The 26,844-nt window shown below is 34.0% G+C and carries 27 protein-coding genes and 4 tRNA genes; 8 read left to right on the top strand and 23 right to left on the bottom strand.

Translation table 11 applies throughout. The annotated features are described in order from the left end of the window. The first annotated feature begins 15 nt into the window (after window positions 1-15). The gene (gene lpxC / locus B6C99_RS01265) at window positions 16-930 is read left to right on the top strand and encodes a UDP-3-O-acyl-N-acetylglucosamine deacetylase (RefSeq protein ID WP_086358174.1); all 915 of its coding nucleotides are present in this window, start codon (window positions 16-18) and stop codon (window positions 928-930) included. Between the two features lie 80 nt (window positions 931-1,010). Beyond that, complete coding sequence (yfbR, locus tag B6C99_RS01270; RefSeq protein ID WP_086358175.1) at window positions 1,011-1,604, top strand: 5'-deoxynucleotidase; 594 nt, start codon at window positions 1,011-1,013, stop codon at window positions 1,602-1,604. 78 nt (window positions 1,605-1,682) lie between these two features. Here the strand turns inward: yfbR and B6C99_RS01275 are convergent, their stop codons facing one another. The 13 genes from B6C99_RS01275 to B6C99_RS01335 form a co-directional block, all read right to left on the bottom strand. Beyond that, entirely contained in the window at window positions 1,683-2,354 is a 672-nt protein-coding gene (locus tag B6C99_RS01275) for a response regulator (RefSeq protein ID WP_086358176.1), read from the bottom strand. A 4-nt stretch (window positions 2,355-2,358) separates the two neighbouring features. Beyond that, complete coding sequence (gene dcuS / locus B6C99_RS01280; RefSeq protein ID WP_086358177.1) at window positions 2,359-3,975, bottom strand: DcuS/MalK family sensor histidine kinase; 1,617 nt, start codon at window positions 3,973-3,975, stop codon at window positions 2,359-2,361. A 114-nt stretch (window positions 3,976-4,089) separates the two neighbouring features. Further along, the gene (locus B6C99_RS01285; protein WP_086358178.1) at window positions 4,090-5,247 is read right to left on the bottom strand and encodes an NADP-dependent malic enzyme; all 1,158 of its coding nucleotides are present in this window, start codon (window positions 5,245-5,247) and stop codon (window positions 4,090-4,092) included. Between the two features lie 99 nt (window positions 5,248-5,346). After that, window positions 5,347-6,642 carry a 2-hydroxycarboxylate transporter family protein gene (locus B6C99_RS01290; protein ID WP_086358179.1) on the bottom strand — a complete coding sequence of 432 codons (1,296 nt, stop codon included), beginning with the start codon at window positions 6,640-6,642 and terminating at the stop codon, window positions 5,347-5,349. A gap of 274 nt (window positions 6,643-6,916) precedes the next feature. Beyond that, window positions 6,917-7,657, bottom strand: a complete 741-nt coding sequence (locus B6C99_RS01295) for a substrate-binding domain-containing protein (RefSeq protein WP_086358180.1) — start codon at window positions 7,655-7,657, stop codon at window positions 6,917-6,919. A 3-nt stretch (window positions 7,658-7,660) separates the two neighbouring features. Continuing rightward, window positions 7,661-8,401 (bottom strand): metal ABC transporter ATP-binding protein, encoded by a 741-nt coding sequence (locus tag B6C99_RS01300; protein WP_086358181.1) that lies wholly within the window; start codon window positions 8,399-8,401, stop codon window positions 7,661-7,663. A gap of 1 nt (window position 8,402) precedes the next feature. Next, the gene (locus B6C99_RS01305; protein WP_086358182.1) at window positions 8,403-9,416 is read right to left on the bottom strand and encodes an iron ABC transporter permease; all 1,014 of its coding nucleotides are present in this window, start codon (window positions 9,414-9,416) and stop codon (window positions 8,403-8,405) included. A gap of 9 nt (window positions 9,417-9,425) precedes the next feature. Further along, entirely contained in the window at window positions 9,426-10,478 is a 1,053-nt protein-coding gene (locus B6C99_RS01310; RefSeq protein WP_305793979.1) for an ABC transporter substrate-binding protein, read from the bottom strand. A 191-nt stretch (window positions 10,479-10,669) separates the two neighbouring features. Beyond that, window positions 10,670-11,326 carry a DUF799 domain-containing protein gene (locus tag B6C99_RS01315; RefSeq protein WP_086358184.1) on the bottom strand — a complete coding sequence of 219 codons (657 nt, stop codon included), beginning with the start codon at window positions 11,324-11,326 and terminating at the stop codon, window positions 10,670-10,672. A gap of 3 nt (window positions 11,327-11,329) precedes the next feature. Continuing rightward, window positions 11,330-11,689, bottom strand: a complete 360-nt coding sequence (locus B6C99_RS01320; RefSeq protein ID WP_086358185.1) for a DUF4810 domain-containing protein — start codon at window positions 11,687-11,689, stop codon at window positions 11,330-11,332. A gap of 31 nt (window positions 11,690-11,720) precedes the next feature. Further along, entirely contained in the window at window positions 11,721-12,392 is a 672-nt protein-coding gene (locus tag B6C99_RS01325) for a CsgG/HfaB family protein (protein WP_086358186.1), read from the bottom strand. Window positions 12,393-12,675: 283 nt separating this feature from the next. Then, the gene (locus B6C99_RS01330; RefSeq protein WP_086358187.1) at window positions 12,676-13,260 is read right to left on the bottom strand and encodes a hypothetical protein; all 585 of its coding nucleotides are present in this window, start codon (window positions 13,258-13,260) and stop codon (window positions 12,676-12,678) included. A gap of 192 nt (window positions 13,261-13,452) precedes the next feature. After that, window positions 13,453-14,157: a lipopolysaccharide core heptose(II) kinase RfaY gene (locus B6C99_RS01335; protein ID WP_086358188.1), complete on the bottom strand. Its 705-nt coding sequence runs from the start codon at window positions 14,155-14,157 to the stop codon at window positions 13,453-13,455. Window positions 14,158-14,422: 265 nt separating this feature from the next. Between B6C99_RS01335 and B6C99_RS01340 the strand changes: the two genes are divergently transcribed. Then, a complete protein-coding gene (locus tag B6C99_RS01340) occupies window positions 14,423-14,737 on the top strand; it encodes a GIY-YIG nuclease family protein (protein WP_086358305.1) in 315 nt (104 codons plus the stop codon). Between the two features lie 9 nt (window positions 14,738-14,746). Here B6C99_RS01340 and B6C99_RS01345 read toward each other — a convergent pair whose 3' ends face one another. The 3 genes from B6C99_RS01345 to B6C99_RS01355 form a co-directional block, all read right to left on the bottom strand. Then, complete coding sequence (locus B6C99_RS01345; protein ID WP_086358189.1) at window positions 14,747-15,733, bottom strand: serine/threonine protein kinase; 987 nt, start codon at window positions 15,731-15,733, stop codon at window positions 14,747-14,749. Window positions 15,734-15,742: 9 nt separating this feature from the next. Further along, the gene (gene yihA / locus B6C99_RS01350; RefSeq protein WP_086358306.1) at window positions 15,743-16,345 is read right to left on the bottom strand and encodes a ribosome biogenesis GTP-binding protein YihA/YsxC; all 603 of its coding nucleotides are present in this window, start codon (window positions 16,343-16,345) and stop codon (window positions 15,743-15,745) included. A 76-nt stretch (window positions 16,346-16,421) separates the two neighbouring features. Continuing rightward, the gene (locus tag B6C99_RS01355; protein ID WP_086358190.1) at window positions 16,422-17,633 is read right to left on the bottom strand and encodes an aspartate aminotransferase family protein; all 1,212 of its coding nucleotides are present in this window, start codon (window positions 17,631-17,633) and stop codon (window positions 16,422-16,424) included. 193 nt (window positions 17,634-17,826) lie between these two features. On the opposite strand from B6C99_RS01355, the gene B6C99_RS01360 reads away from it, so the two are divergent. The 5 genes from B6C99_RS01360 to pflA all read left to right on the top strand — a co-directional run bounded on the left by B6C99_RS01360 (window position 17,827) and on the right by pflA (window position 23,566). Further along, a complete protein-coding gene (locus B6C99_RS01360) occupies window positions 17,827-18,096 on the top strand; it encodes an oxidative damage protection protein (protein WP_086358191.1) in 270 nt (89 codons plus the stop codon). A 10-nt stretch (window positions 18,097-18,106) separates the two neighbouring features. Next, entirely contained in the window at window positions 18,107-19,177 is a 1,071-nt protein-coding gene (gene mltC / locus B6C99_RS01365; RefSeq protein WP_086358307.1) for a membrane-bound lytic murein transglycosylase MltC, read from the top strand. 203 nt (window positions 19,178-19,380) lie between these two features. Then, window positions 19,381-20,229 (top strand): formate transporter FocA, encoded by an 849-nt coding sequence (focA, locus tag B6C99_RS01370; RefSeq protein ID WP_216819339.1) that lies wholly within the window; start codon window positions 19,381-19,383, stop codon window positions 20,227-20,229. A 64-nt stretch (window positions 20,230-20,293) separates the two neighbouring features. Then, window positions 20,294-22,576, top strand: coding sequence for a formate C-acetyltransferase (gene pflB / locus B6C99_RS01375; RefSeq protein WP_086358193.1), 2,283 nt, complete (start codon window positions 20,294-20,296; stop codon window positions 22,574-22,576). A 231-nt stretch (window positions 22,577-22,807) separates the two neighbouring features. Beyond that, window positions 22,808-23,566 carry a pyruvate formate lyase 1-activating protein gene (gene pflA, locus B6C99_RS01380; RefSeq protein ID WP_086358308.1) on the top strand — a complete coding sequence of 253 codons (759 nt, stop codon included), beginning with the start codon at window positions 22,808-22,810 and terminating at the stop codon, window positions 23,564-23,566. Between the two features lie 47 nt (window positions 23,567-23,613). Here pflA and rarD read toward each other — a convergent pair whose 3' ends face one another. The 7 genes from rarD to csrA form a co-directional block, all read right to left on the bottom strand. Next, entirely contained in the window at window positions 23,614-24,510 is an 897-nt protein-coding gene (gene rarD / locus B6C99_RS01385; RefSeq protein ID WP_086358194.1) for an EamA family transporter RarD, read from the bottom strand. A gap of 69 nt (window positions 24,511-24,579) precedes the next feature. After that, the gene (gene serS, locus B6C99_RS01390) at window positions 24,580-25,872 is read right to left on the bottom strand and encodes a serine--tRNA ligase (RefSeq protein ID WP_086358195.1); all 1,293 of its coding nucleotides are present in this window, start codon (window positions 25,870-25,872) and stop codon (window positions 24,580-24,582) included. A 135-nt stretch (window positions 25,873-26,007) separates the two neighbouring features. Continuing rightward, a tRNA-Arg gene (locus B6C99_RS01395) sits at window positions 26,008-26,084 on the bottom strand. A 19-nt stretch (window positions 26,085-26,103) separates the two neighbouring features. Further along, a tRNA-Arg gene (locus tag B6C99_RS01400) sits at window positions 26,104-26,180 on the bottom strand. A gap of 17 nt (window positions 26,181-26,197) precedes the next feature. Further along, window positions 26,198-26,274: transfer RNA gene (locus B6C99_RS01405), tRNA-Arg, on the bottom strand. Between the two features lie 18 nt (window positions 26,275-26,292). After that, window positions 26,293-26,385: transfer RNA gene (locus B6C99_RS01410), tRNA-Ser, on the bottom strand. A 123-nt stretch (window positions 26,386-26,508) separates the two neighbouring features. Continuing rightward, a complete protein-coding gene (gene csrA, locus B6C99_RS01415) occupies window positions 26,509-26,709 on the bottom strand; it encodes a carbon storage regulator CsrA (protein WP_086358196.1) in 201 nt (66 codons plus the stop codon). Window positions 26,710-26,844: the final 135 nt, after the last annotated feature.

Genomic DNA, 26,844 nt, shown 5'->3' on the forward strand with positions numbered 1-26,844 from the left:
AAAAGTAGGTGCAAAGTGAAACAAAGAACCCTAAGAAAGATAATTCAAGCAACTGGTGTTGGTTTACATACTGGCAAAAAAGTTACTTTAACATTACGTCCAGCACCAGAAAACACAGGTATCATTTATCGTCGTACGGATTTAAGTCCGTATGTTGATTTTCCTGTGGATGCTAAGTCAGTGCGTGATACAATGCTTTGTACTTGTTTAGTTAATGAAGATAATGTTCGCATTTCAACTGTTGAGCATATCAATTCAGCATTAGCAGGGCTTGGTATTGATAACATTATTATTGAAGTAAATGCGCCCGAAATTCCAATCATGGATGGTAGTGCTAGCCCATTCGTCTACTTATTGTTAGATGCTGGCATTACTGAGCAAAATGCACTGAAAAAATTTTTACGAGTTAAAGAAACTGTTCGTGTTGAAAATGGTGATAAATGGGCAGAAGTAAGACCATATAGTGGTTTTCGTTTAGATTTCACTATTGATTTTCGTCATCCAGCTATTGATAACAGCTCACAACGTTATCAATTGGATTTTTCTTCTGAGTCTTTTATTCGTCAAATTAGCCGAGCAAGAACTTTTGGTTTTATGCGTGATATTGAAGCGTTGCAATCCAAAGGTTTATGTTTAGGTGGAAGTTTAGATTGTGCAATAGTGGTTGACGATTATAAAGTTCTTAATGAAGATGGTCTTCGTTTTGAAGATGAATTTGTACGTCATAAAATGCTAGACACCATTGGTGACTTATACATGAGCGGTCACAATATGATTGGTGAAGTAGTTTGTTATAAATCAGGTCATGCTTTAAATAACCAACTATTGCAAGCGTTACTAGCTAAACAAGATGCGTGGGAATATGTAACCTTTGATGAAGAACAAAATGTTCCGGTTGCTTTAGGAACAAGACAACTTGTTTTAGCATAAGTAATTAAAATCGTATAGTCAATTTACTAACGCTTCCGCTTCGGAGGCGTTTTTTATTTTGTAATTAATGAGATAATCATATGAATAACAGTCATTTTTTTGCTCACTTGTCGCGGTTAAAATTGATTAATCGTTGGCCTTTAATGCGTAATGTGAGAACAGAAAACGTTTCTGAGCATAGTCTACAAGTTGCTTTTGTTGCCCATGCTTTAGCGATTATCAAAAACAAACGATTTAATGGTAATGTTAATCCTGAACGTATTGCATTATTGGCGATGTATCATGATGCATCTGAAGTATTAACGGGAGATTTACCGACGCCAACTAAATATTACAATCCACAAATCACCTGTGAATATAAAAAGATTGAAAAAATCGCTCAGCATAAACTGATTAATATGTTGCCAACAGAGTTGCAAGATGATTTTAAAATACTAATTGATGACGATTATTATGATGAAACTGAAAAAAGTATTGTAAAACAAGCGGATGCACTGTGTGCTTATCTTAAAACAATTGAAGAACTTAGTGCTGGTAACAATGAGTTTAAACTAGCGGAACAACGTTTGAAAAAAACATTGTCAGAACGAAATACTCCAGAAATGGATTACTTTTTAGAAATATTTGTACCAAGTTTCAGTTTATCTTTAGATGAAATTACGCTAGATAAATAGTTTTAACACCAACGTGTTTACCCATTACAATATTTAAATAATTTATAATATGACAAATAAAATTTTATTTAATATAAATTATTTTTGGTAAATATAACGCTTTACTGGACGACCAATTGGTAGATAAGTTAAATGGCTTTCTATTTCACCTAACTCTTCTAAATAATCCAGATACTTCTTAACCGATATCCGAGATAAGGGAATTAATTCAATAATATCGCTCATCGAAAAATCTTGTTGATAGTTGACAATAACATTACGTACTGATTGTAAGGTTTGCGCATCTATGCCTTTTGGTAATCGATTTGCAGTATTAAAATTCTTAGTGAAAATACGATCATCTAATTGATTTTGATTAAGTATTTCAGAAGATGATAACAGTCTAATTCGTTCTTGATAGGAAATCAAAGCGGTGCGAAATCTCTCAAAAGTAAAGGGTTTAACAATATAATCAATGACTCCCAAACGTAATGCTGTTTGGATGTCATTAGTATTACATGCGGCGGTCACCATAATGATATCTATTTTAGGGTAACTGATCCGAATATATTTCAGCAGATCAAGACCATTCAGTTTTGGCATAAAAACATCAAGCAACAATAGATCTATATGGTTATCATGGATAAAATGGAGTGCTTGTTCTCCATTAGTAACTGTTGTAGCTAAATTAAAGCCGGTAAGTTTCTGTAAATATTTTTTATTGAGCTCCGCTACCATTGGATCATCTTCAACAATTAATACTTCTACCATATGACTATTTTTTCCTATAGATCTCTTTTAGTGGTAATAATACCTTAAAGCAAGTCCCTTTTTTATTATCAGAATCACATAATTGAATATGTCCATCTAACTCATCAATACTAGCTAACACTAAATAAAGCCCAAATCCTCGATTATCCCCTTTCGTCGAATAACCTTTTTGGAAAATATACTGAATATCATTTTCTGAAATACCTTCACCATTATCATTAATTTCAATTTCAAAATTGGTATTATCAATGACTAAACTCACTTTGATCTGTTTATCATCCAAAAATTGAACCGCATCAAGACCGTTATCAATTAAATTGCCAAGTATCGTCACTAAACTATGAGTTACAGATGTATCTGTTATTAGCGCTAAAACACCATCAATGTTAAATGTTAATGTTACATTTAGTTCTCGTGCTCGGCTAAATTTGCTATTTAAAAATCCAGCTATAATAGGATCTTTAATATATTGGCTAACCAGTTTAGATTCAGCTTGTTGATTACCGATAATTTCTTCTAGATAATCAATTAATTCTAATTTATTATCATTATAAGCTAAACCATAAATGACATGTAATTTGTTATTAAATTCATGAGATTGTGAACGTAAAGCATCAGCATAACGATTAACCCCTGTTAAATTTTCAGCCAATTTACGAACTTCCGTCATATCTCTAAACGAAGCAATAGCACCAACTAAAGCATTATTAACGAATAGTGGGGTTCGATTAGTTAGTATCACTACACCATTGATATTTTGTTCACAATCATATTCTGCATTTCCACTTATCATTACTTCATATAATCGAGTATTGGGAATAAAGTCACCAACAGGTAAACCAATGATATTTTCTTTATCTTTTGGGATACGCAAAATTCTAATCGCTTCATCGTTGATCTGAGTGATTAAACCCTCTCGATTGATGACCACAATTCCTTCTTTTACCGTTCGAATAATCGCATTTCGTTCAGCAAACAGTTGTGCCATTTGAATAGGTTCAAGGCCGTATAAAATTTTCTTTATATTACGGGATAACAAATAAGCTAAAAGAATGGCAATTGATAACGAAGCAAATAATGATAACCAAATTGGTTGGCTTGTTCTTGACGCTAAATGATTAATTTTTTGCAAGGTCTGACCAACCAAAACGACGCCAATTTGTTGATTTTTATTATTCATAATTGGCTTAAATGCTCGAACAGAATCTCCCAAGGTTCCCTTGGCAATTGAAGTATAAGATTCCCCCTTTAACGCGCGTTGTTCATCCCCTCCGACAATAGTTTGACCAATTTTATTTCTATCTGGATGCGAATATCTTACTCCTTGCATATTAAATATAACGATAAAATCGGTTTGCGTTAATGCCCGCGATTGTTCTGTTTTTGCCTGAATAGATGCGATATTTTGTGGCGTTGGGTTTTGTATTTCTTGAATAATAGTTTGTGAAGTAGAGATAATATTAGCAATATTCTCGACTCGCTGACGAGAATTAATTAAATACTCGTTATTCACTACATGAACAATATAAATATTTTGGGCAATAACCGAAAGTATAAAAACTAAGCAAATTAAGCTTATTAACTTAACTTTGAGTGGTAATTTGTTAAATAAATATCTCATTACTATTTACTGCCTAAAAAGCAATCATTTACCTATGATAACTGATTAGCATGTAAACCTACTAATAAATTTAGTATTAGTAGGTTTAAAGTTGAATGAATTATTAAACATTAATTATTGTTTAGCTGCATTTTTGACACTTTCAGCAACAACCTTAGCTACATTGGGTTCGAAAGCATTCGGTAATATACAATCAACCGATAGTTTTTCAGGTATAATAATATTGGCTAATCCTTTGGCAGCTGCAAGTTGCATGGCTAATGTAATATTTTTTGCTCTAGCATCTAATGCACCTCTAAATATGCCAGGAAATGCCAAGACATTATTAATCTGATTTGGATAATCACTGCGCCCCGTCCCGACAATATAAGCACCAGCTGCTTTAGCCTCATCTGGAAATATTTCTGGTGTCGGATTTGCCATAGCAAAAATAATTGATTTTTCCGCCATCGTTTTAACCCAATCGGCTTTCAATACTCCCGGAGCTGATACACCAATAAATACATCAGCGCCGTTAACTGCATCTTGTAAAGTACCTTTTTGTCTATTCTTATTAGTTTTTTTCGCCATATCTAAATGGTGTGGCGGTAAAGAAAGATCATCTTCAGATAATATACCAATTTTATCGACAATTTTAAGATCGGTTACACCAGCAGCTAATAACATATCGGCGATAGCTAAACCTGCAGCACCACCGCCATTAATCACTACCTTGACCGATTCGATTGATTTACCAGCAACTTTAAGTGCATTATATAGCGCTGCTAATACCACTATTGCTGTGCCATGTTGATCATCATGAAATACCGGAATATCTAATAACTCTTGCAATCGTTTTTCAATTTCAAAACATCTTGGTGCACTGATATCCTCTAGATTGATACCGCCAAATGAGGGTGCTAATGCTGCAATATGTTTGACTAGCTCATCTGGATCTTGAGTATTAATTGATAAAGGAATAGCGTCAACATTAGCAAATTGTTTGAATAAAATTGCTTTGCCTTCCATTACAGGAATAGCCGCTTCTGGTCCAATATTTCCTAATCCCAAAACAGCAGAACCATCTGTGATAACCGCAACCAAATTGCGTTTACTGGTATATTCATAAACTGCCTCAGGATTTTTAGCAATTTCAGTACACACTGCAGCAACGCCAGGTGTATAAGCAACACTAAGATCTGCCATTGAATTAACCGGAACTTTCGAATGAGTTTCAAATTTACCGTGCATTTGTTTACTGATTGCTAACGCTTTTTCTTGTACTGTTGTCATAATACTTACCTTTTTAAATAAATAATCTATGTTTGAATATTTTGTGATACTAAATCAATGTTTATCTCAAACGGTGAATTATTGCTTTTTTGCAGAAAATTACATATGCAAATAACGCATTAGTGCTGTGGTACTTATCACCATTAAAGCTCCGCCTAATCGTGTTGCTACTTGGGCAAAAGGCATTAAGTTCATTCTATTAGCAGTAGAAAGTATTGCTACGTCACCAGTTCCTCCCATACCACTTTGGCAAGATGAAATAATGGATGCCTCAACGGGATACATTTTTAAGAAGAAGCTACAGACAAATCCTGTCATTGAAACAGTAAATACAATAGCGATAATGGTGATGAAATATGGGATAGTTAATACATTAACTACACTGGCTAAATCGATATAGAGCAGACCTAATCCAGCCATTAATGGGAAAGTGAAATTGCCCGAAATAAATTTGTACCATTGTTGACTACCACGTTCGACACTAGCTGGTAATAGACGAAAATATTTAACAACAGCGGTTGCAATAATCATTAAAACAGGGCCAGGGAAATGAGTTATTTTTTCTAAAATCATACCGAAAATAAATAGCGTCGCTAAAATCATTACTGCGCCACTCATTGCTCTAGCATCAAGTGGTGTTTTATCATCTTTTAGCGCTTCAGCTAAACCATCAAACTCAATTTTTACTAACTGACCATGACCACTCAAGTGAGGTTTAACTTCACCAATTCGGCTCATAATTGCTGTAAAAGTGATTGCAAAAAAATTACCTACCACAGTTGCAGGAATTAATGCACTAACGAAAGTATTATAATCTTGATTAAGGATGTTGCTATAAGCATTGGAGAGCTGTAAAACACCTTCACCAATTCCTCCTGCCATTACCGGTGAAACAGTATAAAAGAAGGCGTGCTCCCAATCATCCCCAAAAGCGACAGCAACAGAGACACCAACTAATGCAGCTAAGCACATTCCTAATAACATTGGGATCATCATTCGAATAAAGCCTTGAACTAGAATGACACGATGCATACCAAGAATACTACCGCATACTAAACTGGCAATATAAAAGAGTAAAAAGTTAGAATCCTTCATTAGCATCTTGGCAGCTGATAAGGTATTTTCATCAAAAACATGGTAGTAAACCAATAATGAAGGAACAATAAGTGATAATATCGCAGGGGCACCAAATTTTTTGAAAAAGGGAATATTCTGACCGAGAGTTCCTAAAAACCAACCTAAAGGCAATATCACTGCAAAACCACCAATTAGAGTTTTAGGTAGCATATCTAATTGGGCAGCAATAATAACAATAATGGAACAAACTAGAAATAGGGGAAGGGGGAGTGAACCTATATACATTTTGTTTTCTTTTATATCTTGGAGCATGCTCATAACTATACCTCTTTATGTTTTTTTATAGTTCATATGCAGTATAGTCATGCAGTTAGAAATCAGAAGAATAAGAAAGTTAACTAACTAATTTTGTAATTAATGTAAGTTTACTATTAAATTTATTATTGATTTATAATAAATTTTATATAAAAGTGATCATTAAAATAGAAAAATTAGTAATGACTAATTTATTAAGATGGTTTTTATGAACACTCTATGAAAAAATGATTTAATAAGTCATTTTTCACCCATTTTTAAAATCAAAAAAATGTTCCTAAACTTTTTTTATAAAACCATTAATAGCTAAACAATCTTGTCCTTGTTTACTTAGTAAAAAATGAATAAATAATTCTGTAATAGGATGAGCATGATTGAGTAATGCAATGCTATAATTAATAGCTGGTATAAGTTCGGTGGGTAATTTAAGAATAGCTAATTGCGGGTTACCCAAAATTTTATCTGCATAATTTGTATAACCAATATAAACATCAACAATATTATTCAATAAGAGATATTCAGCGGGATGCATTCCATTAGGGGTAGTGGGTGTAAGGGTACCACCAACCAGTTGCTTGGCGCGTTTTTTCAATTCTTCACCTTTCCCCGGATACTGTGATTCAATATTATCAAATAATATAAAAGTATAATCTCCAGATGGATCTTTTAATGGTGTGGACATACCAATTCGAGTATTGGAATTGAATAATATGCTTAAACTATCTAATGTTGTCCAATGAGGTTGATTGCGAACCACTAAACAGAGACTATTATCTGCAAAAATGAAATCTGAGGATGCTAAATTTTGTTTAATTAGATTTTGCGGATATAAGGTGTTTGCGGATGCAAATAGATGGGCATGAGGATGAGCAGATTCTTCAATTATTTTTTCATACAATAAACCGGCTGGCGCAAATTTAAACTCAATCTGTGTTGAATGTATTTCAGTAAATTGTTTTGCAATTTCAGGAAATGCTACACGTAAACTACCTGCGGCATAAATAATAAGTTTTTCCATATGTTACTCGCTATGATATATCGGAAAAATGGTTAGTGAGTTTTCGAGTGTGATTTTTTTCATAGAAATATGATAAAGTTGACTTAAATTACTTTCAGTTAAAAACTGTTCTGTTTTGCCATATTGATAATTATTTTCTTGTAATAATAATACCTGATTGGCTGCATACATAGCATGTGCTGGGTCATGTGTAGAAAAGATAATTGTCAGATTATGTTGTATTGCTAATGAAGTTAAAAGATTTAATATTTTCTGCTGATTATGAAGATCTAATGCAGTTGTTGGTTCATCTAGTAGTAATATTTCACATTGTGTTAATAATGCGCGCGCAATTAAAACAAGTTGTTTTTGTCCGCCAGAAAGTAATGAGAATGGTCTATGGATATGCTCTTTTAATCCAAAGTTTGTTAATGTCTCATAGGCCAATTGCTTTGTTTCCTCATTAGGTTTTCCAAATAATCCCCATTGCTTGCTTCTCCCCATAACTACAACTTCCCATACTTGATAGTCAATATTAAGAGAAAAATTTTGTGGAACAAAACCACATTGGCATACACAATCAATTTTCCCGGCAAAAGGGGGAATAATTCCCATTAACGTTTTTAGTAAGGTACTCTTTCCTCGACCATTAACGCCTAAAATGGCAACAATATCATGATGATTCACTACCAGATCTAAAGGTGGTGTAATATCAATTTTATAGCCACAAATTAATTCATGAGTTGTTAAAATTGGTGATGACATATTATGATCTCGAAAAAATTTGCTGACGTAATAATAAAACAAAGCAAGGTGCACCGATTACTGCGGTAATAATACCTATCGGGATTTCGGCACTGTTAATTAAACGAGCGATATCATTAGTTATCATCATAAATCCGCCGCCTAACCAAAAAGCAATTGGTAGCAAGTATTGATGATTTTTACCAACTATTAATCGTGCAGCATGAGGAATGATTAATCCTATCCAACCGATACAACCACTAACCGCAACTTGGATGGATATAATAAACGTGCACAGTATTAAAATTAACCAACAAGAAAATAAAACAGATACCCCTAAACTTTTTGCTTCATTATCCCCTAAAGATAAAATATTAATTCGCCAACTTAATCTAATTAAAAGCCAACTAACTAAACTGGTTGGCACTGCTAGTATAATTAATTTATTCCAGTTTGCTGTAGCAAAACTACCCAATAACCAAAAGACAATACTGGGCAATTTTTCTTCGGTATCAGCTAAATATTGCATTAAACTAACTAAAGCACTAAAAAATCCACTAAGAATTAATCCCACTAAGATTAATATGAGTAGATTGTTTTGTTTTAGGCCTTTAAGCAATACGAAAATAAACAGTAGTGTTGATAGACCAAATGAGAAAGACAGACCGAGTAAACCAAATGTAGATAAGTTAAGTAAAATAGCTAAGGTACCTCCAAAAGCTGAACTTGAGGTTACACCTATGACATGAGGATCAACTAGAGGGTTATAAAATAAACCCTGTAACACCGCCCCACACAAGGCTAAACTAGCACCAGCAAAAAAAGCTAATAATATTCTCGGAATGCGAACCTGCCATATAATTTGTTGGTGAATGATAAACGAATAATCTTGTTTTTTTGAAAAAGGTTGACTTAATATATTGAATATTTCAGAAACCGTTATTGAATAGTGTCCTAAAAAAAGCGAAAACAAGGCTAATCCTATCATAATAAAAATTAGCCCTATTAACGTTTTATTATACGATATTGATATCATAGTTAATGATCATATACCTTGATAATGTGTTCGATAAAATTCTAAATAATATCTATCTGCTTGTTGTTGCATATCAATATCTTTAAATAAGTCAGGATAAAGTTTTTTAGCCATCCATAACTCGCCTATAGCTAATGCTTCCGGCATTGGGTAGCCCCAAGCTTTTGCATATTCCGGCATTAAATAAACCCGTTTATTTTTAACTGCATCAATATTTTGCCACAAACTGTCAGCTAAAATAGTATCTACAACTTGTGGATATCTATTTTGTACGAAAATAACTTGTGGATTCCATTGCATAACATCTTCAATGGTTACTTGCTTATATCCTTGTATGGTTTTGGCTGCAACATTGCTTGCACCCGCATGCTCCATCATTAAACCGGTGTATTTACCTGAACCATATGTCGTTAGATCTGGATTAGCCATATATACGCGAATTCGTTTTTCTGTAGGAATGTTTTTTAAGCGGTCGGTGACGAGTTGTCTATTTTTAAATGTATAGTCAATCAATGCTTCTGCTTCTTTATTGGCATTTAATACATGACCAATTAATAAAATACCTTCTTTTAACCCTTCATTATAAGTAGTTTCCTCATCAACCATTATTGGATTAATTTTGTCAGCTTCAGAAGAAATATCTTTGCGTAAGGATATCGCAATAACAGGAATATCAAGTTTTTCAATTTGCTCAATAACTTCTTTAGGAGCGTAATTGGCCAAGAACACTACTTGTGGTTTAAGTGCTAACAGGCTTTCTATATTGACAGAAGTTAAGTCACCAGGCATTGGCATGTTAGCTAAATTAGGCGCTAATTTTACGAAATCCTTTCCTAATAACTTTTGCCAAGACGAAAGTACTCCAACAACTGTATCTTGACGGTTAAGTTGGACTATCAAATTTAAAGTTTGATGTTGTAAAACAACTGCTCTATCAATTTTATCAGGAACCTCAATGGTTCGATTTAACTGATCTGTAATCAATTTTGCTTTTGAGGTGAAACTGATCAGAAGTAGTAGGATAAGTAAAAGTGGGGTCAACTGTTTAATGTGTCTTTTCATCAGATATTCCATGCTATAAAAATGTATTACCTTATCGTTATATATTTTATAATATAACGAATTATGAAAATAATCCAATAATTGAAGAATAGCATAGAATAATATTAAGAAATTAATATTGATATGTGTAATTATATCAATGAAAGAGCGGTAATTATTACCGCTTTTTTATAAAGAAATAATTAGATTAGTTATTTTTGTTTAGCATAAGGACCATATAAAATCCCGTTACTTTTTACTGGATTTGGTGTAAATAAACGAGCCGCTGCGATGCTTGATATTGCTACACTACGATCTCTTACAGTATCACTTATTTGAGTGATAGCTGCAGAAATTAACATACCTAATAAACTATTATTTGATTGTTGGCTTTCAAGACTAGAAGCCGTAGCACTACCTGTCCAAATAACTTTTCCAGTTCGAGCATCGAGTAGTTTTGCTTCTAATGTTACACGTGTATCACTCTGGATCACTTGATAATTAGTTCCATAGTTTTGCACATTAATATATAAAACTGCATCAGGATTAAAGGTCTGCTGTAATTTAGATAAACTAACTGCTTGAATATCATTAGCTACCGTTAAACCATTTTGTTTAAATACTTCATCAGTAAACATAACAGGGAAAACATAATAACCCGCTTCAGCTAAAGGTAAGGTTACTTGAGATAAAACCCCATAACTCGCATTGATTTCATTTGAGTGATTGACTGGTAATAAAACTAAAATTGAAGCAGGTTTACTTTCTTTAAATGCTGTATAGTCATAACTTTCTTTATTTACGGTACATCCGGCCAACATAAAGAGCCCCAGAAATGTTCCGAGTAGAGCAATAAATTTATTATTCATTGATTATTTCCCTTGATATTTTCTTTCAATAAAATCAATAAAGTGTTTTGATTCAGGGAAAAGTGTTTTTTCCTTTTCAAATTGTTCAAAAGCTTTATTTGTATCACCAGATGTTGCATATAGCAAACCTAAATGAGCATATAATCCTGGTGGTACAGATTTATTAGTTGATTTAGCTCTTTCTATAGTTTTTTCTAAATCTTGAATCTGCTCAGTGTAGCCACTTTTATCTGATTGAGTATAGTTATAAAGTATTTCTTGATAGTCACCCCAGTAATAAATAGTATTAGATGATTGACAACCATTTAATACAAATAATATTCCTGCGAACAATAAATATATAAAGTATTGTTTTTTTAACATTGTTATGATCCTTATATCATTAACGTTCATTTTATTTGGTATTAGGTTTCCAGTCGCCGCTATCTAACCCTCTGACTAAATTATTAATTGCTTCTCTAATAGCCAAATCTAATACTTTGCCATTTAAAGTAGAGTCATAATTTGCTTTACCGCCAAATCCAACTACTTCACGATTGGATAGGCTATATTCACCGGATCCTTGTACTGAATAGGCTACTTGAGATGTTCGGATATCAATTATGTTCAAACTTACTTTTGCATAAGCAATTTGTTCCTTACCTTTACCAAGGATTCCCCATAGTTGATGATCACCAACTTCTTTTCGACCAAACTCTGTTACATCACCAGAAATGATATAATTTGCACCGATCACGTTTTGCTTTTGTTTTCTATATTTAGCTTCAGTTGCTAATTCTTGCATGTTAGTTCTATCTAGAACATTAAAACGATTGGTTTGTTGTAAGTGACTGATAAGCAATGTCTTTGATTGATTGCCCAATTTATCTACACCATCAGAAAAAATACCATTTTGATAACTTGAACGATTTTCAAATTTACCTACAGCAATATTGGTTTTAACACCATTATAATTTGAATGATAGCTATTTACAGTTGGTGATTCGATTGTTCTCGAAGATTCTTTAGCACAGCCAAATAATAGACCACTAAAAATTATAACTCCTAACAACTTATTGATTTCCATCATTATTCCTTGTGTTTTTAATATAGTATTACTGCATAATTGAATGTTATGAGAATAAAATAATTTATTATTAATAATGGTTATCAATAACTATTTTACAATTATTGTTTTATTTAATGATTTAGATTTTTAATTAGCTTTTTTTATTATTCCACAGTATTAGTAATGATAAATAATTTATAATTAAAGATAGTTATTTAAGGAAAGAAAATATATATAAAAATAACATATGGTGGTTAAAAAACCCTTCCCTCAAAAAATTTTTAAGGAAAGAGTTGGGGGATTAGCGTAATAAGCAAGCTTGAATTTTATCGACTTCGTTATTAAGCGCTTCAATAACTAAATCTGGGTGGACTCTTTCTATGGTTTTTACATTTTCAAAACCCTCATTGCTAAAAGAACCAGTATTCTGCTGAGCTTGTTTGATATTGCTAAATAAATAACGGACATTATTGGAATTGCGGGTTGTAGTTAAAGTATAACTGACAAAATATTTAGATTGTGACTGATAACTAGTAACAGCATTGGCAACAATGTTATTTCCTTCAACTAATTTGATGGTTTCTCCACCATTGATAGTAATGGCTTGTTGGGTTGGCATATTATAATATGACCACCAAGCAGAACCTAAATAGTTTTCACTGTTCAAAACTACTGGGCTATTATCAAGTTCTTGTGCTATACAGAGTGATAATGAAGAACGAAGTAAGGCAATAGGACGAGAAGTACTGTATTTATTTATAATATCTTCTCCCGAAGAGTTTTGCGCGATCTCCACACCTTGCGTTTTATAGATTGACTGCATTTTGTGAGAAGCACAACTAGTTAACAACGTGACTAGAACAGTAAAACCAATTAACTTTCTCATAACTCATCCTTTATTCGTCAGATTAGTATAATTCTATATGGTTATACAAGGATTTACCAGTATTTAGAAGAGAAGGGTATAAATATTTTTAGTTCTGGAAGCTATCAAAAAATAGATTATTTATTACATTAGAAGATTAATTATGGTTTTGCAGGAAAATGAGAGAAGTTTGTCCTTCTCTCATTTTCATTATTAATCCTCTTTGCCACGAATTTTTCGTGATAATCGTTTAAACCCGTGAGTGAATTTTTTAATGGCCATTGCCATAACCGGTACTTTTATCTTAATACCAAAACGTTCGCGTAATTCGATGGCATCATTAGCTTTAGTTAGCCAAATGAAACCAGAGTTGGTTAAGTCGATAGCTTTGATTTTACCTTCAGGTGTTAAAATAAAATTACCACCATGAACATCGTTAGAAACCAGATTATAGCTATGTAACTTCTCAATGCAGTCTTTTATCTGTTCACCATAGGTTTTCATCTCTTCCCATTTTAAAGAGCGGCCTTCAATAAAATTGAAAATCATATAATGGCGTTTAGTCACTTTATCAAATGCAACCAGATAAAGTTCATAAGCAATATCACATTTGTCTAAAGCGATTTTGGCTAACTTGTGAATTAAATTGAAATAAAAATCACCAGTAAGTTTGGCAATCAAACGACGCTCTAAGCGGTGTTCAACCCCGCCATCAATTTTAAAAATGAATTTGCTTTGACCGTGATCGATTAAATAGGTATATCGCTCAATTCTATCACTTGGATCGAGTAATTCATGATGGCCTTCTTCTGCCAAAAATTGGTCAAAAAGATCTAGATAATTGATTTCGTCGTTTTCTACGTAGGCAAATTTCATGTTGCCACGTTCAATTTCAATAATTTTTGCAAAGTTATTCAAATTTTGTAGTCCTAAGATAGATCAAAAAATTAAGTTATCTTAAACATTATCCCTATTAAAGTAAATCCATCAATCTTATTAAAACAAACATCAAAGTTATATTCTTACTTACATTTTAATAATGATTGAGCTTTAACAAAACTTAATTGATAGGAAATGAATTTTGAAAATAGTGTTAATCATTCGATTTTAATAGAAAAATCTATACTTCACGATTGATTAAAATTAACTTAATATGATTATAATTATATTTTTAATCTTTTTTATGCAAACAAAAGCAACTATATGGTTCTTATATATCATCCGAACCGCAAAACAATCATTGTATACCGGTATTACTACTGACGTAGTTCGTCGTTTACATCAACATCAGATGGGTAAAGGGGCGAAACATTTAAAAGGACATCAGGATCTCACTGTTGTTTACCTGTTGAGTGTAGGGGAAGGGGAGAGATCTACCGCCTTGAAATTAGAATATCGTATCAAGCAGTTATCTAAAATTCAAAAAGAAAAGCTGGTTTTATTATCGCCAAATTTAGATGAGTTATTCACTTTTTTGAATCTAAAAAAGATTGAATAGTATTTAAGTTTACATTATTGATATTAACTTTAATGATGGTGCTTTAATTGCTTCAATTTGTTGGTTAAATTGCTTTAACTGTTGTTGCCAAAAATCAATATCAGTTAACCAAGGGAAGGCACGAGGAAAAGCTGGATCTTGCCAACGTTGAATAATCCATGCCAGATGGTGCACAATTCGCATTGCTCGTAATGGTTCGATTAATTTCAATTGGTTATTATCAAATAGGAAAAATTCCTCATAAAGTTCAATAAAACTGGATAATTGAATTCTCTGCTGTTGTTGATCACCATTGAGTAGCATCCAGATATCTTGAATTGCTGGACCGTTTCTCGCATCATCAAAGTCAACCAAGATGGCTTTATCCCGCCATAAAATATTTCCGGGATGACAATCGGCATGTAGTCGAATTGGTTGCCAATCGTTATGCCAATGTTGTTCAACAGTTTTAATTAAATCACGGAGGATGATGTTAAGATCTGTTTGGATTTTATTAGGAATGATGGCGTTAGATAACAAAATTTCTTGAGGTTGATAAAGATATTCTTGCAAACCTATGGTTGGACGATGGTCAAAAGGTTGTTTTGCGCCAATTTGATGAATCCGACCGAGCATAGTTGCAACTGAATCAAATTGATCTAAATTATCGGTTTCATACTGCCTTGCGCCAACACTTGGAAATAATGCAAATAGATAGCCTTGATATTCATGCACGGTATTATTATTAATTGTTGTTGGTGCAATGGCTGGAATATCGGCTTGGACTAATTGCTGAGTAAATTGATGTTCTTCAATAATTTGTAATTTATTCCAGCGATGAGGACGATAATATTTAACGACATAACGAGTGCGATTTTCATCAGAAAATTGATATACACGATTTTCATAACTATTTAAAGCCGTAAGGCCTGAATCAACGTAGATACCTATGGCGGCTAAGCTATCAAGAATCAGTTCCGGCGTTAATGTTTGGAAAGAAAATGCACTGTTATTCATAATGTTCCATTATTGTTGGCTAAACCATTCATCTAGTTTTTGCTTTAAAGCTTCTAAACCGACACGTTTTGGCGATGAGAAAGGAGCAACAGTAATATCACCCTGAAAAGGTAAAATGGCTTCTTTGACCATATTAACTTGTTTTTTTTGTGCACCAGAAGCCAGTTTATCGGCTTTAGTTAATAATAACATTACAGGAATATTTACAGATACAGCCCATTCAATCATTTGTTGGTCCAAATCCTTTAATGGGTGTCTAATATCCATTAAGACAACTAAACCTTTTAAACTTTCTCGTTTTTGCAAATATTCACCTAGTGATTTTTGCCACTTACGTTTAATCGCCTCAGGAACTTGCGCATAACCATAACCAGGTAAATCAACTAAGCGGCAGTTTTCTTCAACTTCGAAAAGGTTGATTAGTTGTGTTCGTCCTGGAGTTTTACTGGTTCTTGCTAGGGCTTTTTGATTGGTTAATGTATTGAGTGCACTTGATTTACCCGCATTGGAACGTCCGGCAAATGCAATTTCAACGCCAGTATCAATTGGTAAATGTGTAATGTCAGGGGCACTTAAGATAAAATGCGTTTTAGCATAATTTAATGGTCGAATGTCGGTCATAAACAATATCCTTTAAGTGCATTAACGGCACTTAATCACTTAAAATGCCGTTACTGTATAGAAAAACTTAAGAATTGACAACTTTTTCGACTGCTTTGCTAAATCGGTTCATGCCTTCTTTTATTTCATCCTCAGAGATAATTAAAGATGGCGTAAAACGTAGTACATTTGGCCCTGCATTAAGTATCATTACTTTATACTCGGTAGCAACATTTAAAAAATCTCGTGCCTTACTATGAAATTCAGGTTGTAATTCAGCACCTAAAAGCAAGCCTTTACCTCGATACTCTCGAAATACTTTGAATTTATCATTAATAGTTTCAAGTTGTTCAATAAACATTGCCCGACGTTTTTGAACACCTTCAAGTAGTTCTGGGCTATTAATGATATCGAAAGCAGCACAACCAACGGCACAAGCCAGTGGATTTCCACCATAAGTAGTACCATGAACACCAGAATGCATTACCGATGCAATTTCATTTGTAGTTAGCATTGCACTAATAGGAAAGCCACCGCCGAGAGCTTTAGCGGAAGTTAAAATATCAGGAATGACATCATATTGTTGATAAGTATATAAACTGCCTGTTCTTCCCATACCGCATTGTACTTCATCAAAGACTAATAGGGCGTTATATTGATCACAAAGTGCTCGTACACCTTTTAAAAACTCTGGTGTGGCAGAAGTTAATCCTCCTTCACCTTGCACTGGTTCTAAAACTACAGCACAAGTATGATCATCCATTACGGCTTTAACAGCATCTAAATCATTAAAAGGAACATGAATGATATCAGCAGGTTTTGGCCCAAAGCCATCGGAGTATTTAGCTTGCCCACCGACTGATACAGTAAAAAAAGTACGGCCATGAAAAGATTGATAAAAAGCGATAATTTTCGTCTTATATGGACTATATCTTTCAGCAGCATAATATCTTGCTAATTTAAAAGCTGCTTCATTTGCTTCGGCACCTGAATTAGCAAAAAACACACGTTCAGCAAAAGTATTTTCAATAATTTTTTGGGCAAGTCGTAATGCTGGTTCATTGGTAAAAACATTACTAACATGCCATAATTGTTCGCTTTGTTGCTGTAGAGCATTGATTAACTGAGGATGACAATGACCGAGAGCATTGACAGCTATACCTCCAGCAAAATCGATGTATTCTTCACCATTTTGATCCCATACTCGACTACCATTTCCTTTCACAGGTATAAAGTTAGCGGGTGAATAAACGGGTAGAATTACTTTATCAAATAGATCTCGTGTAATTTCGGGCTGCATTATTTATTCCTTATTTTAAACAACGACCATTTTATATTTTATGTTATTTAAAAAGATAGTAAAGTTAATATTTATTCATAATTATTGAATTTATATTCATTTCAAAGAAAGTTATATATTTTATTCTTTTCTATAATTATTTTCGGGTATAATCAACGGTTAATTAATGATCCTTACCAAAATAGGAATAAATATGAGTCGTATTATTTATTGCCATTATCTAAAAGAAGAGTCCGAAGGTCTAGATTTTCAGCTTTATCCTGGAGAGCTAGGTAAGCGTATTTATAATGAAATTTCTAAGTTAGCTTGGCAAGAATGGATAAAAAAACAAACAATGTTAATTAATGAAAATAAACTTAATATGATGAATTTGGAACATCGTAAAAAGATTGAAACCGAAATGGTGAAGTTTTTGTTTGAAGGTGGAAACGTGATTATTGATGGATATAAATCTGAAAATTGAGAGCCTAACGATGAAAAACAATTTTAAAATTTTTACATTACTCATTTCAGTAACTTTATTAACAGCCTGTCCCGGATCAAATAACAAAAAAACTGACGAAGACTATTATGTAAAAGATACCAACGCATTTAATATTTTAATAAGTCAGTACGCTAATAATATAGAACAAATCTGGGGACCTAAAGAGGTCCTTATCGCTGGCCCTAAAGATTATGTTCAGTATGAAGATAATTTACAAACTCGAGTTCATATCAACTTTGTTTCAGGGATAATTACCATTGAAACTTTATCTGATGCACCTATTGATAATTTGAAGGAAGCGATTGTATCAACATTACTTATGCCTGAACCGGTTGATATTATAAGGCGAGATAAAATAAGTCAGAATTTATCTGAAGAACCTTTTTTATACAATCAGGTTCTTGATCAAGAAAGACAACCAATTCGTTGGAGTGGTAGAGCAAGTAGTTTTGCCGATTATTTGCTTGGCAACAATTTGAAAGTCCGCTCATCTGGATCTCATAAAATCACTTATGTTGAAATTAAACTTGTTCCAAATCACATTAGTCAACGTGCACGAAAATTCCTACCTTTAGTTACTGAGGCATCAAATCGTTACTTTATTGATGAACGATTGATTTTAGCGATTATGGAAGTTGAATCTGCCTTCAACCCTTATGCTGTTAGTCGTACAGATGCATTAGGATTAATGCAAGTACAACAACATACTGCTGGCCGTGATATCTTCAAGATGCGAGGTAAATCAGGTGAACCTAGTCGACAATTTTTACTCGATCCTCGTAATAATGTTGATATGGGAACGGCTTATTTATCTTTGTTAAAAACGAAATACTTAGCGGGCATAAATAATCCAATTTCATTACGATATGCGATGATTACCTCTTACAATGGTGGTGCTGGTAGTGTATTACGCACGTTTTCTGATGATCGAAATGAAGCAATTAATATTATTAATTCCATGACACCTCAACAAGTTTATCGAAAATTAGTGACTTCACATGTTTCTCAAGAGTCACGAAATTATCTTATCAAAGTTAGTAAAATTCTTGATAATAAGTAATCATGAAATAGACGATTATTAGCCACTTTATCTAACCTAAATTGAGGCTATCAAAAAGTGGCTAAGTTGTAAGTGATTAATATAATTATTAACTTATGATTTTTTTAGTTTTAAAGATTTTTAATAAAAAAAACGTGATCTACTTCATTTTTTGAGTATACTATGCTTCTCATAAGACCCTATTTTTTCTGAGGATGTCAACATTGAGTAATGATAAGCTTGTGGACTCATTTTCTCCCGCACAAATGACCCAAATCGCCGAGGAACTTGGCAACTATAAAGTGAATAAACACCCTAGTAGTACTATCTTATCTGCTATTCTTGCAGGTGTTTTCATTTCTATTGCATTTGTTTTCTATATTACAGCTACAACCGGTACAGCAACCGTTGCTTTCGGACTTGCTAAATTAGTTGGCGGTATCTGTTTCTCGCTTGGTTTGATGCTTGTTGTATGTTGTGGAACGGATCTATTTACTTCAACCATTTTAACTATTCTACCTAAAATGACGCATAGAATTAGTTGGGTAAAAATGTTTCGTAACTGGATTTTTGTCTATATTGGTAACTTTATTGGTGCTATACTGTTTGTAGCAATTATTTGGTTTTCTGGGCAATATATGGTTGCTAATGGTTTGTGGGGATTAAATGTGTTACAAACTGCAGATCATAAATTACACCATACTTTTATCGAAGCGGTGTTCCTTGGTTTATTAGCTAATTTAATGGTGTGTTTAGCTGCTTGGATGAGTTATGCTGGTCGCAGTTTACTCGATAAAATGCTAATTATGGTGTTACCTGTGGCGATGTTTGTCGCTAGTGGTTTTGAACATAGTATTGCAAATATGTTTATGATTCCTATGGGAATTGTAATTAATAATTTTGCGTCACCAGAGTTTTGGGCTGCTACCGGGGTCTCTCCTGATACCTTTAAAGCACTAACAGTTGAGCATTTTATCGTAAATAATTTAATTCCTGTTACTATCGGGAATATTTTAGGGGGCTTATTAGTCGCCCTTCCTAATTGGGCTTTACATTTACGTGGGCCACATTGATTTTATAATATTTACCCTTATTTAAGAGTAGATAGATATTTTTGTAAACCTGAGGTTAATAACTATGAGTAATTTAAACGAAGTACAAGCAAAGGCTTGGAAAGGATTTAAAGAGGGTGACTGGCAAAGTAATGTCAATGTTCGCGATTTCATTCAAAAAAATTACACACCTTATGAGGGTGATGAATCTTTCTTAGCTGGCGCTACAGAAGCAACCACTAAATTGTGGGATAAAGTGATGGAAGGTATCAAATTTGAAAACTCCACTCATACACCAGTTGATTTTGATACAAGTGTAATTTCTACTATTACTGCTCATGACGCAGGTTACATAGAAAAGGATTTAGAGAAGATTGTCGGTTTACAAACTGAAAAACCATTAAAACGTGCAATTATCCCGTTTGGTGGTATTAAGATGATTGAAAACTCTTGTAAAGCTTACAATAGAACTTTAGATCCATTAGTCAAAAAAATCTTTACTGATTATCGTAAAACTCACAATCAAGGTGTGTTTGATATTTATACTCCAGATATTCTTCGTTGCCGTAAATCAGGTGTTATTACTGGTCTACCTGATGCTTATGGTCGTGGTCGTATTATTGGTGACTACCGTCGTGTTGCTCTTTACGGTATCGATTACTTAATGCAAGATAAATTTGCACAATTTACTTCATTACAAGCTGACTTTGAAAATGGTGTTGATTTACCAATGACTATGCAACGTCGTGAAGAAATTGCAGAACAACATCGTGCACTTGGTCAAATTAAAGAAATGGCAGCGAAATATGGTTTCGATATTTCAGCACCAGCAACTAATGCACAAGAAGCTGTTCAATGGACTTATTTTGGTTATTTAGCTGCGGTTAAATCTCAAAATGGTGCGGCTATGTCTCTTGGTCGTACTTCTACTTTCTTTGATATCTATTTCCAACGTGATTTAGCAGCTGGTTTAATTACCGAAAAAGAAGCGCAAGAAATTGTTGACCACTTCGTTATGAAATTACGTATGGTTCGTTTCTTACGTACTCCTGAATATGATGAATTATTCTCAGGTGACCCAATTTGGGCAACAGAATCTATTGCAGGTATGGGTGTTGACGGACGTACACTTGTTACTAAAACATCTTTCCGTTTCTTAAATACTCTATATACAATGGGTCCTTCTCCAGAACCAAATATGACAATTCTTTGGTCTGAACAATTACCTTCTGGATTTAAAGAATTTGCATCTAAAGTATCTATCGATACTTCATCATTACAATATGAAAATGATGATTTAATGCGTCCAGATTTTAACAACGATGACTATGCTATTGCATGTTGTGTAAGCCCAATGATTGTTGGTAAACAAATGCAATTCTTTGGTGCTCGTGCTAACCTTGCAAAAACTCTTCTATACGCAATCAATGGTGGTGTGGATGAGAAATTAAAAATGCAAGTTGGTCCTAAAGAAGATCCAATTACTGATGAATATCTTGATTTTGACAAAGTGTTCGCTCGTTTAGATCACTTCATGGATTGGTTAGCAAAACAATACGTGACTGCATTAAATGCTATTCACTATATGCACGACAAATATAGTTATGAAGCTTCATTAATGGCGTTACACGATCGTGATATTATTCGTACTATGGCATGTGGTATTGCAGGTCTTTCTGTTGCAGCTGACTCTTTATCTGCAATTAAATATGCGAAAGTAAAAACTATTCGTGATGAAGACGGTTTAGCAGTTGACTTCGAAATCGAAGGTGAATATCCACAATTCGGTAACAATGATCCACGTGTTGATGATATTGCAGTTGATTTAGTTGAACGTTTCATGAAGAAAATTCAAAAACTTAAAACTTATCGTAATGCAATTCCTACTCAGTCTGTGTTAACTATTACTTCAAACGTAGTATATGGTAAGAAAACAGGTAACACTCCAGACGGACGTCGTGCTGGTGCGCCATTTGGACCAGGTGCTAACCCAATGCACGGACGTGACCAAAAAGGTGCGGTTGCTTCATTAACTTCTGTGGCTAAATTACCATTTGCTTATGCGAAAGATGGTATTTCATATACTTTTTCAATCGTTCCTAATGCATTAGGTAAAGACGATGACTCACGTAAACGTAACTTAGCTGGCTTAATGGATGGTTACTTCCATCACGAAGCAACAGTTGAAGGTGGTCAACATTTAAATGTTAACGTGTTAAATCGTGAAACATTATTAGATGCGATGGAACACCCAGAAAAATATCCACAATTAACTATTCGTGTTTCTGGATATGCAGTACGTTTCAATTCATTAACTAAAGAGCAACAAAAAGACGTTATCACACGTACTTTTACTCAATCAATGTAATTAGTTAATACGTAAACTTAATTAAAATAGCGTCCATAAAGGACGCTATTTTTTTAGTAAAATTCATCGAATTGTTTGATGATATTTAATGGTCTTAATAATTGATTCGGTATAATTAAGTTTGAAACGCTTATTGATATAATTGGTGAAAAAATTATAAGAACTGAGTTAGAATAAAAAAATAGCAATGTAAGCAATTATTAGAGAATTGTTATGGAACAAAATATAATTATGACAACTAAACAGCCCATTAAAGGCCGTATTCACTCTTTTGAATCATTTGGAACTGTCGATGGACCAGGTATTCGCTTTATTGTCTTTTTTCAAGGTTGCTTAATGCGTTGCTTGTATTGCCACAACCGTGATACATGGGATTTAAAAGCTGGGCGTGAAGTCACTGTTGATGAATTGATGAAAGAAATTATTACTTATAAAAGCTTTATAATGCCTAATGGAGGTGGTGTAACAGCATCTGGAGGAGAAGCCACCTTACAATCAGAATTTATCACGCAATGGTTTAGAGCTTGTCATGAAGAAGGCATTCATACATGTTTAGATACTAATGGCTATGCAAGGCTGCTAGATCATACTATTGAAGAGTTAATGGAAGTTACTGATCTTGTCATGTTAGATTTGAAGCAGATAAATGATGAGATACATAAAAAATTAGTTGGAGTTCCTAATAAACGAGTTCTAGATTTTGCTAAATATCTACAAAAGATTAATAAAAGAACATGGATCCGTTATGTCGTTGTACCTGGTTGGACAGATGATGATAATTCAGCACATTTACTTGGTCAGTTTATTCAAGGGATGGAAAATATAGAAAGGGTAGAGTTATTACCATACCATAAACTTGGTGCTTATAAATGGGAAACTCTTGGTGACAAATATATGTTGGACGGAGTGGAAGCTCCCCCAAGAGAAACGTTAGATCGAATTCAATCAATTATAGAAAGCTACGGACAATATGTAACATTTAGTAAATAAAAGCCTTCAATACAAATAAGGTGCTTATAATAGTGCCTTTTAACTTTCTATTTTAATCTATTTCGTCTTATCGCGCGTAGTAGATATAGAGTACCTTCAAGCGCTAGGACACAAACGGATAACCAAATCAGTCCGTATGACACAATATGTTCACTAGATACTGATTCATGCAAAAATAGTACTGAAACAAGGGTAAGTAAGACTGGTTCTACGTAGCCTAGTAGTCCAAATAATCCGAGTGGTAATAGTCGTCTGGCAACGAAATACATGGCAAAAGCGATAGCAGTAATAATACCTAGCATTGGAATAAAAATATGAAAGTGTGATAGATCACTAATAATGCGATTGAAGGGATAATTTAGAATAAAATAAATAAGGCATCCAAGAAATATAAAAAAGAAATCTGAAAAGGTTCCAGAAATCCCCTCTATTTGTAGTTTACGGCGTGTCATAAAGTAGATAGGGTAGCCTAAGGCAATAACCGCGGTTTCCCACGAGAATGCACCAGTAATGTAGATTTCTAGAATGACACCAATGCCGGCGAGAACAACCGCAATTTTTTGAAAAATACTGAGTCTTTCTTTATAGAAAATTTGGCCAAAAACGACCATACTTAATGGCAATAAAAAGTAGCCTAGCGAAGCAGATAATCCGTGGCCATTTATTGGCGCCCAAATAAAGATCAACATCTGGATAGTAAGTAAAAATGAAGAAAACAACAATCCCACTAAAAGGAATGGTTGATTTTTAATTCGTATAAATAAGACTGATATTGATGACCACTGCTTTTCAATAAAAATTAATACCACTATAGCGGGAAAAGATGTTAATAACCGCCAACAAAAAATGTCGACGACTGATAAAGGTTGTAATAATACCGGGTAATAATAAAGCAACCCAAAAAGACATGATGCCAGTATTGATAGTGCAACACCTTTTATCATCTTATTCACCTAGATTAATAAAAAAATAGCGCTAATTGATAGCGCTATTACGAATATAAGAAATTCATGTTAGCCAATGACTTCAAGACCATTCATATACGGCACTAATACTGATGGTACTTTGATTGTACCATCGGCTTGCTGGTAGTTTTCCATGATGGCTACAAGAGTTCGTCCAACCGCTAAACCTGAACCATTTAGGGTATGTACTAAATAAGTTTTATTATCAGTTTTATTGCGATAACGTGCTTGCATACGACGAGCTTGAAAATCCCACATATTTGAACAAGAGGAGATTTCTCGATAAGTATTTTGTGCAGGAACCCAAACTTCAAGATCATAAGTTTTACAGGAACCAAAGCCCATATCACCTGTACAAAGGATAATTTTACGATATGGTAGTTCTAATAATTGTAAAACTTTTTCAGCATGAGCGGTTAGTTCTTCTAACGCTTTCATTGATTCTTCAGGTTTAACAATTTGTACCAATTCAACTTTATCAAATTGATGCATACGAATCAAACCGCGAGTATCTTTACCATAAGATCCAGCTTCAGAACGGAAACAAGGCGTGTGAGCGGTCATCTTCATTGGTAAAACACTTTCATCAAGAATCTCGTCACGGACTAAATTCGTAACAGGAACTTCAGCCGTAGGAATCAAGGCATAATTACTACTTTCAGATTCTTCATCAAGAGGTTTTGTATGGAATAGATCACCGGCAAACTTAGGTAATTGACCAGTACCAAAAAGGGTTGCATGGTTCACAAGATAAGGAACATAAATTTCCGCGTAGCCATGTTGTTCGGTATGCAGGTCTAACATAAATTGTGCAATAGCTCGATGTAAGCGAGCTAATTGTGATTTCATCACCACAAAGCGTGCACCGGTAAGTTTTACGCCGGCTGCGAAATCCAGACTACCAAAACGTTCACCTAAAGCGACATGATCTTGAATTGGAAAATCAAAGCTTCTTGGCGTTCCGAAACGAGATACTTCAACATTATCGTTTTCATCTTTACCATCAGGTACCGAGTCATCAGGAACATTAGGAATGTTGGAGGCGATATCTTTAATTTGATTTAGGAGGATATCTAACTCTGCTTTAGCACTGTTAAGTTTTTCTCCTAATTTGTTTACTTCTTCTCGTACTGCTGAAATATCTTCACCACGTGCTTTAGCTTCTCCAATTGCTTTAGAGCGAGCATTACGCTGTGCTTGTAAGTTTTCAGTTTCAACTTGTAATGTTTTGCGCTTTTCTTCTAATTGTCGAATGGTTTCAACATCTAATTTAAATCCACGACGTGCTAGTTTGTTAGCAACAAGATCTAATTCGTTTCGAAGTAAATTTGGGTCCAACATAAAAAATCCATTATTGTTTATCAATGTTATTTTTTTATTTTATTATAGTTAACCAAATATAGAAATAAAAAATAAATAACACTTATGAAATTTGTGAACTTAGTATACTAGAATTATATCGGGATTCAACCGAAATGGCGCACCCGAAGGGATTCGAACCCCTGACCGCTCGGTTCGAAGCCGAGTGCTCTATCCAGCTGAGCTACGGATGCTTGTAAGTTCGTAAAAAAATGGTGCATCCGAAGGGATTCGAACCCCTGACCGCCCGGTTCGTAGCCGGGTACTCTATCCAGCTGAGCTACGGATGCGTATTAGATTTTTAAAATGGTGCATCCGAAGGGATTCGAACCCCTGACCGCCCGGTTCGTAGCCGGGTACTCTATCCAGCTGAGCTACGGATGCATATTTTAATTTTTAAAATGGCGGTGAGAGAGGGATTCGAACCCTCGATGCAGCTTTTGACCGCATACTCCCTTAGCAGGGGAGCGCCTTCAGCCTCTCGGCCATCTCACCAAAACATTATGACTCTGTTTGAACAACAAAATCATAATGTGTGGCGCACATATTACGTTCTACAAAAAATAAGTCAAACATTTTTTTGCGAACACGTGCTGGTTGTTTATTTAGTGCCCAATATTACTCTTTGGGTAGAACTAATTCATCAACTTTGTCTTGTGATTGATGAATTCTATTGTAGATTTCTTCTCTATGAATAGAAACTTCTTTAGGTGCGTTAATACCGACTCTGACCTGATTACCTTTCACGCCCAATACGGTAATAACAACATCGTCACCAATGATAAGTGTTTCACCTACTCTCCTAGTTAAAATTAACATTAGATCTCCTAATATCAGTTAAGTATATATCCAAACAATTTTAAGATATAGCTTCGTCAGCCTCCCATCAAATAAGACAGAAAGACGGAATTTTACAGAAATACACTAATGCCTAATTAACAAAAATTGGAGTAT

Source organism: Gilliamella sp. N-G2 (assembly GCF_002142215.1).
Taxonomy (GTDB): domain Bacteria; phylum Pseudomonadota; class Gammaproteobacteria; order Enterobacterales; family Orbaceae; genus Gilliamella.